The sequence below is a fragment of the Streptomyces sp. NPDC056452 genome (genome assembly GCF_042796085.1).
In the GTDB taxonomy this organism is placed as follows: domain Bacteria; phylum Actinomycetota; class Actinomycetes; order Streptomycetales; family Streptomycetaceae; genus Streptomyces.
On the sequence record NZ_JBHTRI010000027.1, the window covers coordinates 108,706 to 122,214 of the forward strand.

Here is a 13,509-nt window from a genome sequence, read left to right on the forward strand (position 1 = left end):
AACAGCGGCTGCAGCCCTGCTCGGGGCAGCGTGCAGCCGCTTCGGTGCCTCAGGAACGCCGGGGAGGAACAACCGCCCGGAAGGCGGGCGTCAGTGGCCGAACGCCCGGTGCGCCACACCTTCCAGGTGCGCGCGCATCGCGGCCTCGCAGGCTTCCGCATCCGCCGCCTCGAACGCGCCCAGGACCGCGGCGTGTTCGGCGAGCGCCTCCTCCGTGTCGCTCACCCGGCCGCCGGTGAAGCGGCGGAAGCGCTGGATGTGTGCGCCCAGCGGGTCGATCGCGGCACTGAGGAAGCGATTGCCCGCGGCGCGGGCGATCGTGGCGTGGAAGGCCGAGTCCGCCTGCAGGTAGGCGCGGAAGTCGTCCGCCACGCGCTGCACGGCCGCCGCCTCCATCAGCTGGTGGCTCGCGGCCAGCGCGCGCGCCGTCCCCGCCGCGTCCCGCTCACAGGCCTGGCGGGCGCTGTACGGCTCGATCAGCAGCCGGGCACCCATCAGTTCGCGGAACCCGCCGTCGTCCAGAAGCGGGGCGACCGTGTAGCCGCGGTGCGGGACACGCACGACCAGTCCGGTGTTCTCCAGCTTGGCGAGGGCCTCGCGCAGCGGCGTCGGTGAGACGCCCCAGTCCTTGGCGATGGTGTCGATGCGCAGGGGCGTGCCCGGTTCCAGGCCCTCGTCGAGAATCAGGGCGAGCAACGCGTCGTACGCCTCGTCCATGAGGACGGTCCTGCCGAGACCGGGCTGACGTACCTGCCTGTCGGCTGGTCCCATCCTTGACTCTCCCTGTGACATGCCGGATGCTGCCGGCTGACCGCGTCCTCAGCCTAGTCGGAACGGCTGCGGCTGCCCCTGACGGGGCCGTTCAGCGCGGGGACAGCAGGGTGACCAGCGCCGAGTCGTCCTCGGCGGCCAGGCCCTGGCTGATGGCGAGCTGGTAGAGCTGGTCCGCCGCGGCGGCCACGGACGTGGCGACACCGGCCTTCTTGGCGAGGGACACCACGATGTTCATGTCCTTGCGGATGATGTCCAGACGGGAGCGCAGCTCCGGCCCGCCGGTGCCGTCCTCCTTCACCTCGTACTGCTGGGCCATGCGCGGGCCGCGGTCGGCCAGCATGAAGGACGCGGCCGCACCCTGGCCGAGGACGTCGACGGCTCGGTCCAGGTCGATCCCGAGGGCACGGGCGAGCGCGAGGGACTCGGCGGCGGCGGCGGTGTGGATGCCGCACAGGAGCTGATTGACCGTCTTCATGATCTGGCCGTCGCCGATGCGCGGTCCGACGATGTGCAGCGTGGAGCCGAGCCGGGAGAGGACGGCCCGGGCTGCCTCCAGGGCCTCGTCGTCCGCGCCGACCATGATGAGCAGGTCACCCGTCCCGGCGCGTACGGCGCCACCGCTGACGGGAGCGTCGACCAGGCCCACTCCCTGCTCGGCGAGGCGCGCCGCGACGTCCTGCACGGCGTCGACGCCGACGGTCGAGGTGACCACGACGACCGCACCGCTGCGCAGCGACTCGGCGGCGCCGTGCTCGACGATCCCGCCACCGAACAGACAGGACTCCAGCTGCTCCTGGTCCCGAACGGCGATGACCACGACATCGGCGCCCCGCGCGGCGTCGGCCGGAGTGGCGGCGGGCGTGGCTCCGCCCTGCGCGGCGAGGGCGCGCCGCTCCTCGAAGACGTCGAAGGCCTGGACCGGGAAGGCGCCGGCGAGGCGGTTGGCCATGGGCAGGCCCATGGCGCCGAGGCCGAGGACGGCAGTGGTGGGGGTGGAGGTCTCAGCGGACATCGGATGCTTCTTCCTTGCGGGTACGGCCGTGAGGGGCCGTGTGGACGGATTCTCTTGTCGGGGCCGGGTACTGGGACGCGGGCGTCGCCGTACGCGGGCGTCGCGGTCCGCCGTCAGACGAAGACCGCGTACATGAGCAGGGACATGGCCAGGCCCGTCACGGCGACGATCGTCGACAGGGCCGACCAGGTCTTGATGTTCTGGGAGACGCTCATCCCGAAGTACTCCTTCGCCAGCCAGAAGCCGGCGTCGTTGACGTGCGAGAAGAAGAGCGATCCCGCCCCCACCGCGAGGGCGATCAGGGAGGCCTCCACCGGTGGGGTGCCCACCACCATCGGAGCCATGATGCCTGCCGCCGCCGTGGTGGCAACGGTGGCCGAGCCGGTGGCCAGCCGGATCAGCACGGCGAGCAGCCAGCCGAGGACGAGCAGCGGCATGTCCGCCGCGGCGGCGAACTTGCCGATGGCGTCGGCCACGCCGGTGTCCACGATGATCTGCTTGAAGCCGCCGCCCGCGCCGACGATGAGCAGGATGCCGGCGACGGCCGGGAGTCCGGCGCTCACGACGGTGCGGACCTCCGCCCGGGTGCGGCCGAGCCGGAAGCCGAAGACGACCATGGCGACGAGGACGGCGACGAACATCGCGATGAGCGGTGTGCCGAGGAAGTCCAGCAGGTGGTTGTACCAGGCGTCGCCGGGGAACGCGATGTCGACGACCGACTTGGCGAGCATCAGCACGACGGGCAGGGCAACCGCGCCGACGGATGTGGCGAAGCCCGGCAGGCGACGGGCCGGACCCGCGTCCCGCGCCTCGTCGGCCTCCTTGACGAGGGAGGCGACCAGCTCCGCCGGAGCCTCGGTGTGCACATGGCGCGCGATGAACCGCCCGTACAGCGGGCCCGCGATGATCACGGTGGGGATGGCCGCGAGCAGGCCGAGGCCGAGCGTGGTGCCGACGTCGGCGCTGAGCGCGCTGACGGCGACGAGCGGCCCGGGGTGAGGCGGCACGAAGGCGTGCATGGTGCCGAGGCCCGCGAGGGCGGGCACGGCGAGCAGGACCAGCGGGGTGTTCGTCCGCCTGCCCATGACCACGATGATCGGCACCAGCAGCACGAGGCCCACCTCGAAGAACATGGGCAGGCCGATGACCGCGGCTATGAGCGCCATCGACCAGGGCATCAGCCGGGGTCCCGAGCGCGAGCCGATGGTGTCGACGATGCGGTCGACGCCTCCCGAGTCGGCCAGGAGTTTGCCGAGGATCGCTCCGAGCGCGATCAGGCCGCCGGTGGAACCGAGGGTGGCTCCCATCCCGGCACCGAACGATTCGACGACGGAGGCCAGTTCGGTGCCGGAGCCTATGCCGAGGACGACGGAACCGCCGATGAGGGCGACGAACGGGTGGAAGTCGAGCAGCGCGATCAGCGAGATGATCACGCCGATGGCGAGGGCGACCATGCCGATGAGCCGGGTGTCGTGCCCGGTCCAGGGCGCGGTCGCCGCCGCCAGGATGTCGGTCCCGGGCGGGACGAGTGGAGACATGCGGGGGCGCGTCCTTACGTCGTTGTAAGTGGTGGCAGGGGGGTGTGCCGACGCCACGCGGGCGTACAGGTGCCGGGCGGGGCGTCAGCAGCCGGCGGCGGGCTCGTCCCCGAGGCCGGAGCACTCGGACGTGTCGTAGGCGTCGAGGACGTCGACCTTCCCGCTCGACGGTGAGGACGCGTCGAAGCGGTAGCCGAGCCATTCGCGCACCAGGCGGCGGGCGAGTTCGAGGCCGATGACCCGCTGGCCCATCGTCAGGACCTGGGCGTTGTTGCTCAGCACCGCGCGCTCGACGGAGAAGCTGTCATGCGCCGTGACGGCGCGGACTCCGCGCACCTTGTTGGCGCTGATCGCGACACCGAGCCCGGTGCCGCACAGCAGGAGGGCACGGTCGGCCTCCTTGGCGGCGACCACGCGGGCGGCGGCCACACCGATGTGCGGGTAGGCGGTGTGCTCGTCCGCAGCCACTCCGATGTCGAGGACGGACGCGACGCGCGGGTCGGCCTCCAGATCGGCCTTGAGAGCTTCCTTGTACTCGTATCCGGCGTCGTCGCAGCCGATGACTATGCGGAGCGGTGTTAGTTGCTGATGGTTCGTCATGTCGGATGTCCCGTGCAGTTGGGGGTGTTGGACGGTGGTTGCCGGGCCGGGTACGCAGCCGGCGCTCAGCCGTTGCCGAGCAACGCCGCGACGGTGCGGGCGCACAGGGCCAGGGAGAGCGCCCCGGCGTCGGGGGTGCCGACGCTGCGTTCGGCCAGCGGGCGGGCGCGGCCGAGGCGCGGCGTGAGGGCGGCGGTGGATGCGGCCGCTCCGGTGGCCACGACCGCGGCCCCCGCAAAGGCGGTCCGGGGGTCGCCGCCGCGTGCGACCTCCGCGGTGAAGGTGTCGACGAGGGGGGCGAGGACGTCGACGAGGGTCTTGTCCCCTGGCTTCGCGCCGCCCAGCGAGGTCACCGCGTCGAGAGCGGCACGGGCACCCGCCGCGGCGCGCACGCCGTCGGCCCGGCCGGTGTCACCGAGTTCCTGGGCGAGGGCCCGCAGGGCGACGCCCCACAGCACGCCCGACGTGCCCCCGGCCTCGTCGGCCCAGGCGTCTGCTGCGGCACTGAGCAGCGAACGGGCGCCCGCCTTCCGCGAGTCCGCCTCCTCGGCGGCGCGCACGGCCGCGTCGATCCCCTTGCTCATGCCACGCCCGTGGTCACCGTCCCCGGCGACCGCGTCGATGCGGCCGAGTTCCGGGGCGGCCTCGTGCAGCGCGGTGCGCAGCGCGCGCAGGGCGTCCAGGACGGCGGCCGCGGCAGCGCGCGACTCGGCGTCCCCCTCGGTGACCGCGGCCTCGGGCTGTGCCTCGGGCAGGACGTGGGCCCGGTCCGAGGGCTCGGGCAGGGGCAGACGGCTGAAGCCGGGGGCGTCGGCGGCGGCACACCACCAGCGCTCCAGGTCTCCGTCGAGCCACATCAGGGTGAGTGAGCAGGCGGCCATGTCGAGGCTGGTGACGAGCTCGCCGACCTCGGGCCTCACCGCCGTGAGTCCGGCCTCGGCCAGAGCGTCGGCGACATGGCCCCACAGCAGGAACAGTTCCTCGTACTTGGTGGCGCCCAGTCCGTTGAGGATCACGGCGACGCGCGGTCCCGCGTCTTCGGGGCGCTCGGCGAGCAACCGTTCGACGAGCGTGCGGGCGATGGCAGGGGCATCGGCCATGTCGGCGTCGCGCACGCCGGGTTCGCCGTGGATGCCGAGGCCGATGGCCATCTTGCCCTCGGGAACCGTGAACAGCGGCGTGTCGGCGCCGGGCATGGTGCAGCCCTCGAAGGCTATGCCGAAGGAGTACGTACGGTCATTGGCGTGGCGGGCGGCGGCTTCGACGTCGTCCAGGACGAGGCCTTCCTCGGCAGCCGCCCCGGCCACCTTGAAGACAGTGAAGTCGCCTGCGATGCCCCGGCGTTCGGCACGCTGTTCGGCGGGGGCGCTGGCCACGTCGTCGGTGACCCGGACCGTGCGGGTGTCGATGCCCGCGTCGAGCAGCCGCGCCTGGGCCATGCCGAAGTTCATGCGGTCGCCCGCGTAGTTCCCGAACGAGAAGAGGACTCCGCCGCCGGTGTCGGCTGCCCGCGCGACGGACTCGGCCTGCCGCGCGGAGGGCGAGGTGAAGATGTTGCCGACCACGGCGCCCGACGCGAGCCCTTCGCCCACCAGCCCGCTGAAGGCGGGGTAGTGGCCGGAACCTCCGCCGACGACGACCGCGACCCGGCCCGCACCCGGCCGGCGGGTGCGGACGACTCCCCCGGGCACCACAGTGACGTGCTCCGGATAGGCCGCGGCGAAGCCCCGCAACTGGTCCTCGCTGAAGCGGTCGGGGTCGTCGAAAAGCCGGGTCATGACAGGTGGGCTCCTTGTCGGAGAGGTACGGGCGGGTGCGGGAACGCGTCGTTCGCCCGGGGTGGCTCGGCAGAGGGCGGCCGGAGCTGAGGCGAGGCCTGCTTCGGGGCACACCCCACCGCCGTCGGTGCACGGAGGCGCGTTGCGGCGCCGCGGGCTCGTCCGGATCGCGTGGGACGCGGTGCGCTGCTCAGGCGCCGGCGCGACGGGGCAGGATGCGCCTGAGGTAGTCGCGGTTGGAGGCGGCCACACTGAGGCCGTCGCCGCCGTAGTGCTCCACGCAGAACGCGCCGGTGTAGCCGTGCTCGAGAGCGATCCGGACGGCGCGGCGGTAGCTGACGAACCCGGACTCCATGGGGGCCGGGGAGGTCAGCACGGTTCCCGAGGCGGGGTCCTCGACGCGGTAGTAGCTCTTCACGTGCCAGTAGTTGGCGTGCGGCAGCGTCTTGGTGACCATCGACTCCCAGGACTCGATGGGGCGCTGCATCCGGATGAGGTTGCCGAGATCAGGATTGAGGCCGACGTTGTCGCGGTCGATGTCGGTGAGCAGGGCGACGGATGAGTCGGCCGTGCCGAGGTAGGTGTCCTCGTACATTTCCAGGGACAGCTCGACTCCCACCGACGCCGCGTGGTCCGCGAGTTCGCGCAGGCGGGTAACGGCCTTGTCCCAGGTCTCGCGGTCACCGACCGGGTCCTGGGGACCCGGCACCGTCCAGAACCAGAGCACGGCCTGCTGCTCGGGAGTGAGCGGCCGGTGCAGGCCGACGGAGACCAGCGGGACTCCGAGGGCGGCGGCCGCCTCGATGGTGCGGTGCGAATAGGCGAGGTTCGCGTCGCCGTCGACGGGGTCGATGACGCTGCGGCGGATCGCGGAGATGGCCGGAGCCGTCAGACCGACCCCGGAGAGCGTCTTCCTCAGTTCCTCGATGCGCGCGGGGGCCAGGTCACCCGGTCGGAGCCAGCCGTCCGTGAGGTCGACCTCGCTGAACCCCGCGTCCACGACCTCCTGCAGCGTCTCCGCCCACTGCTGAGCGGTCTGCTCCTGGGTGGAGACACCGTCCGCACCCACGTTCGGAAACTGCAGGAGGGCGGCGGCGATCGGCCAGGTTTCTGCGGTGTGAGTCATCTCGGCTCCCTTTCTCTATTTCATATAGGATCTAGAATTCTTGAGGCTGTCAATGTGACCCACCCCACACACCTCCTGGTCGCGTGGGAGGCATCGCCCGATTCGTCCCGTGGCGTGTCGACGCGGGTTCGTATACGCCTTGTCCCGCCAGCGGGTGCGCGGCCGCTTGTCACAGGGGAGGCTGGAGGGCGTGCAGAACCATGAAGCCTCCGTCGCCGCCACGGGTTCCGGCACGGAGCTTCTGGACGACCCTGTGGCCCGTGTCGTCCAGGAGGCCGGCGCGTCCGTGGCCATGCTGTACCTGCTCCCGAAGAACGAGACCACCCTGCGACTCACCGTGCTGGCCGGAGCGCCGGGCCAGCTGGCCATTCCCTGGAACCGGGTCACGCTGTCCGCACCGATGCCGGTGTCCGACGCCATGCGCCACCGCTGTCTGATCTGGCTCGGCAGCCAGGAGGAGCTGGCGCGCCGCTATCCGCGCCCCGCCCTGGTGCTGCCCTACCGGTTCTCGCTGGCCGCCGCACCGATCCGTACGGGAGACACGGACTGGGGCGGGCTGGTCCTGCTGTGGCCGGGCTCGCACCCCCCTCAGCTGGCGCCCCGGGAACGTGATGCCGTGGTCAGGGGCTGCCGCAACATCGGCATGCTCATGCAGCAGTCCGAGAGCATCGGCTACCCCGTGCTGCCGGGCACCCAGCCACGGGTGCTGCCCCCGCCGGAGCCGCCGGTCCCGGAACCGGCCGAGGGCTCGGCAGCGATGGAGTTCGTCCGGCGGCTGCCCGGGGGAAGCTGCGCGCTGAGGATGGACGGGACCGTCAGCTTCCTCACCCCCGCGGCGGCGGAGCTGCTCGGGACCCGTCCTGAGGACGTCCTGGGCACCCTGCCGTGGGTGTCACTCCCCTGGATGGACAATCCCGCCATCGAGGACCACTACCGGGCCGCGGTCATCAGCCGCCAGCAGACGTCCTTCACCGCTCTGCGCCCACCTGACAGGTGGCTGTCCTTCCACCTCTTCCCGAACGCCACGGGCATCAGCGTCCGGATCCTTCCCGCCGTCAAACCCGTGTCGGCGGACTCCCCGCTGCCACAGGCGGCTCCGACGCCCGCGACGCCCAGCCGGGCCACCGCCCTCTACCACCTGATGCACCTCGCCGCGACCCTCACCGAGGCCGTCGGCACCCGGGATGTGATCGAGCTGGCCGGCGACCAGCTCATGCCCGCCTTCCGGATCCACTCCCTCATCGTGCTGACCTCGGACCAGGGACGGCTGCGGATCGAGGGCGGCCGCGGCAGTCATGCCGCGCTCGTGGACGGCTTCGACGGTGTGCCGCTGTCCGCCGACAATCCCGCAGCTCACGTGCTGACCACGGGCGTCCCCGCCTTCTTCGCCACTGCGGGGGAGCTGGAGCGCGCCTACCCCGCACTCGTCCTCCGGGAGACGGTCGTCGCCTGCGCCTTTCTCCCCCTGGTCGTCTCCGGGCAGCCCATCGGCTCACTGGTGCTCTCCTACGACCGGCCCCACGACTTCCCGCCCGAGGAACGTGCCCTGCTCACGTCCATCGCCGGTCTGCTCGCCCAGGCTCTCGACCGCGCACGCCTCTACGACACGAAGGACAGGCTCGCGCACAGCCTGCAGGCACACCTCCTCCCGCACACCCTGCCCCGCATCCCCGGACTGGACGTCGCAGCCCGCTACCTCCCGGCCGCCCGCGGCACGGGCATCGGCGGGGACTTCTACGACCTGATCCGGCTGGACGACACGACGGCGGCGGCAGCCATCGGCGACGTGCAGGGCCACAACGTGAACGCCGCCGCCCTCATGGGTCAGGTCCGTACGGCCGTGCACGCCTCCGCCGGGGCACCACCCGACGAAGTGCTCGCACGCACCAACCGGCTGCTCACCGATCTCGATCCCGGCCTGTTCACCAGCTGTCTGTACGTCCATCTCGACCTCGCCGGGCACCGGGCGGTCCTGGCCACCGCCGGCCACCCCTCACCGCTCCTGCGGCAGCCGGACGGACAGACCGAGATGCTCAAACTGCCGCCGGGCCTCCTGCTGGGCATCGATCCGGCGTCCCGCTACCCGACGACCGAGATCCCGCTGCCGCCGGGTGCGACGCTCGCCCTGTTCACGGACGGCCTCGTGGAGGCCCCAGGGGTGGACTTCGACGACGCGACGGCCGAGCTGGCCGAACACTTCGCCCTGGCCCTCGACCAGGACATGGACGACGTCGCCGACACGCTCGTGCGGTACGCGGAGCGGTTCACACCCGGCACGGACGACATCGCCCTGCTCCTCATCAACGCTCTGGAGACGGGCGCTCCACCGCGGCCCCGGCGGTGAGGTCGGCCGAGGTGCGGTCCAGGAAGTCGGCGGCCCGCCTGTATCCGGAGGGCGTGGGGTCCGTCCTTCGGGGTGGGGGATGTTCCGTGGGTGTCCCGGGGTGCCGAGGCGGTGGGGTTTCATCGACACCCCAGGACGGTCAACGGGTGGTGCTGTGAGCGCTGTTCGCGGGTTCAGCCGCCGTACAGGTCGCCCAGGCTGATGCCGGTGGTGGCGGTCGCGCCGCCGAGCCTGACCTGGTGGTCGAGGCTGACGAACTTGCCGCCCGACTGCCAGAGCGCCGGCTTGAGCAGCGCGTACTTGGCTTCGTCCCACGTCGTCCAGTCGTGGTTCAGCAGCCCGCCCGTGTCACCGGAGTTGGGGTTGATGCACCAGAAGGTCTGGTGGATCCCGTTCTCGACGATGAGGTCGCGCAGGGCCGTCATCCACTTCTGGTTCGGGCCGTTGTCGAGGAAGCCGCCCCATTCGCCGATGAGCAGGGGTGCGGTACCGGTCTTGTGCACGAAGAGCCAGTTCGGGTCCCAGACGTCGCGCTCCAGGGTCGTGCGGCTCCACTCGCCCTGGAACCAGGGCTGTTGGTAGACCAGCGGCCCGTAGTCGTGCGGCGAGTAGACGAGCTGGTCCTGCTGGGCACCCAGGTCGACCGGGTGGTCCCGGACACCCCGCAGGTTCCCGCCCCACCACATGTTGTGGTAGTCCGTCGCGGAGGTGGAGGACCAGTTGGCGCCGTCCTTGGGGTAGATCTCGATGCCCTCGCACAGGACGAGGACATCGGGGTTGATCGCCAGGATGCGCTTGCCCGCGGTCTCACAGGTGTACTTGAAGTTGTCCTGGTCGGTGGAGCTGTCCCACTTCGCCCGCGGGCTGTCGGACTGCTTGCCGTGCGGCTCGTTCTTGATGTCCATCGCCACGAGGGTGTCGTTGGTCCGGTAGCGGGCGGTCACCCACTCCCAGGCGGAGTAGAACTGCTCGGTGGTGATCGCCCCCTTCCACCACACGGGGTGCACATGGCCGGAGTTGTCGGCCTCGGCGCTGTGCACGTCGAGCATCACCTTGATGCCGTACTTCTCCGACAGGGCGAGGAAGGCGTCGAACACCTGGAGGGTCGTCCTGTCCTTGAGCTCCGGGTTCGCCCAGGTGTTGACCGCGCTGGAGACCGCGGCTCGGCCGTCCTTCCACTCCAGCAGGAGCTGGGTGGAGATCGGCACGCGGACGATGTTGATGCCCCGCTCCGCCATCTGCCGGGTGACCGCCTCCAGATTCGCGGACCACAGTCCGTGGAAGACGCGTTCGGTGGCGTTGAAGCCGAACCAGTTGGCGCCGGTCAGCCAGACCCGGTTGCCCTGCTCGTCGACGATCCGGTTGCCCTCGGTGTGCAGCCAGTCCTTGCCGGTGCCGGCAGCGACTGTCGTGTGCGCGGCGGGGGCCGCCGCGGTTGCGGGTGAGCCCGTCGCCGCCTGCGCGGCGACCGGGCCCGACAGCGTCATCAGCACGGCGGTCGCTGTGACGGCTGCGGCAACCGCCGCACCCAGGCGCTTTCTCATCGATAGCTTCATCCGTCGTCGCCTTTCATGGGGTAAGGCAGGCAGAGGATCATGGGAGCGCTCCCATCCATCGCCCCATGAAGCCAGCGCGGCGGATGCACTGTCAATGGGCATGTCAATCTTCACTTCTTGAAGGCGCTGCGCGGACACCCGGGGGCCGAGCGGAAGCCGCACCCGCCCCGCACACCCCGACCGCACCCGCCGCACCCGGGCCACACCTCCCGACGATCGGCGCAGACAGGGAGTACGCACCGGACCGAGCTCATTATTCACGCATCTGAGTCATTAATTTGAGCTCTGAACACAAAATCTTGCGCAGCAGCGTGGACTTCCTTGCGGAGATGCTCCTAGCCTGTGGGGCGTCCGCAGAGCCCCCACGAGCCGCAAGGACGACCGACACGTGACCTCACCACCTGGACGACGCCTGCTCAGCCGCTCCCTGTCCGCATCCCTCTCCCTGGCCCTCGCCGCCGTCGGCACCGCTGCCGCCGTCGTGATGGCCGGCGCACCGCCCGCCCAGGCCGCCGGTGTCCCCGCACCGTCGCCCGTCGGGATACCCGGCCGGGGCGCCACCGTTCCGTTCACGGAACAGGAAGCCGAGTACGCCGCCACCAACGGCGCGCTCATCGGCCCCGACCGGCTGTACGGTTCGCTGCCCTCGGAGGCATCGGGCCGGCAGGCCGTCACGCTCGACTCGGCGGGTGAGTACGTGGAGTTCACCCTCACGGCACCCGCGAACGCGATGACCTTCCGCTACTCACTGCCGGACAACTCCGCCGGGACGGGCCGGGACGCCTCGATCGACGTACGGGTGAACGGGTCCTCGCTCAAGAGCGTGCCGGTGACCTCGAAGTACGGCTGGTACTACGGCGGTTACCCCTTCAACAACAACCCGGGCGACACCAACCCGCACCACTTCTACGACGAGACCCGCACGATGTTCGGCTCCACGCTGGCCGCCGGTACGAAGGTCCGGCTCCAGGTGACCTCCACCGCCGCCTCCCCCTCCTTCACGATCGACCTGGCGGACTTCGAGCAGGTCGGCGCGCCGGTCGGCAAGCCCTCCGGAGCCCTGGACGTGGTGGGTGACTTCGGTGCCGACCCGACAGGCAACACCGATTCCACCGCGAAGTTCCAGGCGGCTGTCGACGCGGGCCGCACCCAGGGCAGGGAGGTGTACATCCCGCAGGGCACCTTCCAGGTCAACGACCACATCGTCGTCGACAAGGTGACGCTGCGGGGCGCCGGTCCCTGGTACAGCGTGCTGACCGGACGCCACCCCACGGACCGGAGCAGGGCGGTCGGTGTCTACGGCAAGTACGCCGCCCAGGGCGGCAGCAGCAACGTCACGCTCAAGGACTTCGCCATCATCGGCGACATCCGCGAGCGCGTGGACAACGACCAGGTCAACGCCATCGGCGGGGCCATGTCGAACTCGGTCGTCGACAACGTCTGGATGCAGCACACCAAGTGCGGCGCCTGGATGGACGGTCCGATGGACAACTTCACCATCAGGAACAGCCGGATCCTCGACCAGACCGCGGACGGCGTCAACTTCCACTACGGCGTCACGAACTCCACCGTGACCAACACCTTCGTCCGCAACACCGGTGACGACGGTCTGGCCATGTGGGCGGAGAACATCCCGAACGTGAAGAACAAGTTCACGTTCAACACCGTGATCCTGCCGATCCTCGCCAACAACATCGTGACCTACGGCGGCAAGGACATCACGATCTCCGACAACGTCATGTCGGACACCATCACCAACGGCGGCGGACTGCACATCGCCAACCGCTATCCGGGCGTCAACTCCGGTCAGGGCACCGCGGTGTCGGGCACCCACACGGCCGCCCGCAACACCCTGATCCGCACCGGCAACAACGACTTCAACTGGCGCTTCGGCGTCGGTGCGATCTGGTTCAGCGGTCTCAACGAGCCGATCAGCAACGCCACGATCAACATCACCGACAGCGAGATCCTGGACAGTTCCTACGCCGCGATCCATCTGATCGAGGGCGCGTCCAACGGACTGCACTTCGACAACATCAAGATCGACGGCGCCGGTACGTACGCCCTGCAGATCCAGTCGCCGGGCACGGCCTCCTTCAACAAGGTCGTCGCCACGCACATCGCCCAGTCCAACCCGATCCACAACTGCGTCGGCAGCGGCTTCCAGATCACCCAGGGCACCGGCAACTCCGGCTGGTACGCGAACCCGCCCGCCTGCACCGGTGTCTGGCCGGACCCGGTGTGGACCAACGGCGGGGTACCCGGGAGCGGCGGTCCCACGGACCCGCCCGACCCGACCGACCCCCCGGACCCGACCGACCCGCCCGAGGAGACGGGCAACCTCGCCCAGGGACGTACGGTCACCGAGACCAGTCACGTCGACGTGTACGGCGCGGCCAACGCGGTGGACGGCAACGCCAACAGCTACTGGGAGAGCCGTAACAACGCCTTCCCGCAGTCCGTCACCGTGGACCTCGGCGCCGCCAAGGCCGTCAAGCGGCTCGTGCTGAAACTGCCGCCGGCCGCCGCCTGGGCGACCCGCACGCAGACCATCGGCGTCACGGGCAGCACCGACAACTCCACGTACAACTCGCTCAAGGCCTCGGCGGGTTACACCTTCAACCCGTCGAGCGGCAACACCGCGACCGTCACCCTGCCGGGGACGTCGACCCGCTATGTGCGGCTGACGTTCACCGGGAACACGGGCTGGCCGGCGGCCCAGCTCTCCGAACTGGAGGCCTACACCAGCTGATTCGGCGACGCGACGACGGGCCCGGCCTC

The 13,509-nt window shown here is 70.6% G+C and carries 9 protein-coding genes; 2 read left to right on the forward strand and 7 right to left on the reverse strand.

All coding sequences use genetic code 11. The annotated features are described in order from the left end of the window. Positions 1-90: 90 nt before the first annotated feature. The 6 genes from ACFQ6X_RS25165 to ACFQ6X_RS25190 form a co-directional block, all read right to left on the reverse strand. A complete protein-coding gene (locus ACFQ6X_RS25165) occupies positions 91-771 on the reverse strand; it encodes a GntR family transcriptional regulator (protein ID WP_383184619.1) in 681 nt (226 codons plus the stop codon). A 91-nt stretch (positions 772-862) separates the two neighbouring features. Then, positions 863-1,786 carry an NAD(P)-dependent oxidoreductase gene (locus tag ACFQ6X_RS25170; protein WP_383184620.1) on the reverse strand — a complete coding sequence of 308 codons (924 nt, stop codon included), beginning with the start codon at positions 1,784-1,786 and terminating at the stop codon, positions 863-865. A gap of 113 nt (positions 1,787-1,899) precedes the next feature. Next, the gene (locus tag ACFQ6X_RS25175) at positions 1,900-3,324 is read right to left on the reverse strand and encodes a gluconate:H+ symporter (RefSeq protein WP_383184621.1); all 1,425 of its coding nucleotides are present in this window, start codon (positions 3,322-3,324) and stop codon (positions 1,900-1,902) included. A gap of 84 nt (positions 3,325-3,408) precedes the next feature. Then, positions 3,409-3,924, reverse strand: a complete 516-nt coding sequence (locus tag ACFQ6X_RS25180; protein ID WP_383184622.1) for a ribose-5-phosphate isomerase — start codon at positions 3,922-3,924, stop codon at positions 3,409-3,411. Between the two features lie 65 nt (positions 3,925-3,989). Then, positions 3,990-5,702, reverse strand: coding sequence for a dihydroxyacetone kinase family protein (locus ACFQ6X_RS25185; RefSeq protein ID WP_383184623.1), 1,713 nt, complete (start codon positions 5,700-5,702; stop codon positions 3,990-3,992). A 190-nt stretch (positions 5,703-5,892) separates the two neighbouring features. Next, positions 5,893-6,828, reverse strand: coding sequence for a sugar phosphate isomerase/epimerase family protein (locus tag ACFQ6X_RS25190; RefSeq protein WP_383184624.1), 936 nt, complete (start codon positions 6,826-6,828; stop codon positions 5,893-5,895). A 190-nt stretch (positions 6,829-7,018) separates the two neighbouring features. On the opposite strand from ACFQ6X_RS25190, the gene ACFQ6X_RS25195 reads away from it, so the two are divergent. Beyond that, entirely contained in the window at positions 7,019-9,172 is a 2,154-nt protein-coding gene (locus ACFQ6X_RS25195) for a SpoIIE family protein phosphatase (protein ID WP_383184625.1), read from the forward strand. Between the two features lie 173 nt (positions 9,173-9,345). Here ACFQ6X_RS25195 and ACFQ6X_RS25200 read toward each other — a convergent pair whose 3' ends face one another. Beyond that, on the reverse strand, positions 9,346-10,716 hold the full coding sequence (locus ACFQ6X_RS25200) for a glycoside hydrolase family 5 protein (RefSeq protein ID WP_383184626.1): 1,371 nt from the start codon (positions 10,714-10,716) through the stop codon (positions 9,346-9,348). A gap of 400 nt (positions 10,717-11,116) precedes the next feature. Between ACFQ6X_RS25200 and ACFQ6X_RS25205 the strand changes: the two genes are divergently transcribed. Further along, positions 11,117-13,480: a discoidin domain-containing protein gene (locus ACFQ6X_RS25205; protein WP_383184627.1), complete on the forward strand. Its 2,364-nt coding sequence runs from the start codon at positions 11,117-11,119 to the stop codon at positions 13,478-13,480. The last annotated feature ends 29 nt before the right edge of the window (positions 13,481-13,509 follow it).

What these genes read in the sequence shown, in the direction of transcription:
- ACFQ6X_RS25165 (WP_383184619.1), bottom strand. Translation starts at nt 771, where the DNA reads ATGGGACCAGCCGACAGGCAGGTACGTCAGCCCGGTCTCGGCAGGACC.
- ACFQ6X_RS25170 (WP_383184620.1), bottom strand. Translation starts at nt 1,786, where the DNA reads ATGTCCGCTGAGACCTCCACCCCCACCACTGCCGTCCTCGGCCTCGGC.
- ACFQ6X_RS25175 (WP_383184621.1), bottom strand. Translation starts at nt 3,324, where the DNA reads ATGTCTCCACTCGTCCCGCCCGGGACCGACATCCTGGCGGCGGCGACC.
- ACFQ6X_RS25180 (WP_383184622.1), bottom strand. Translation starts at nt 3,924, where the DNA reads ATGACGAACCATCAGCAACTAACACCGCTCCGCATAGTCATCGGCTGC.
- ACFQ6X_RS25185 (WP_383184623.1), bottom strand. Translation starts at nt 5,702, where the DNA reads ATGACCCGGCTTTTCGACGACCCCGACCGCTTCAGCGAGGACCAGTTG.
- ACFQ6X_RS25190 (WP_383184624.1), bottom strand. Translation starts at nt 6,828, where the DNA reads ATGACTCACACCGCAGAAACCTGGCCGATCGCCGCCGCCCTCCTGCAG.
- ACFQ6X_RS25200 (WP_383184626.1), bottom strand. Translation starts at nt 10,716, where the DNA reads ATGAGAAAGCGCCTGGGTGCGGCGGTTGCCGCAGCCGTCACAGCGACC.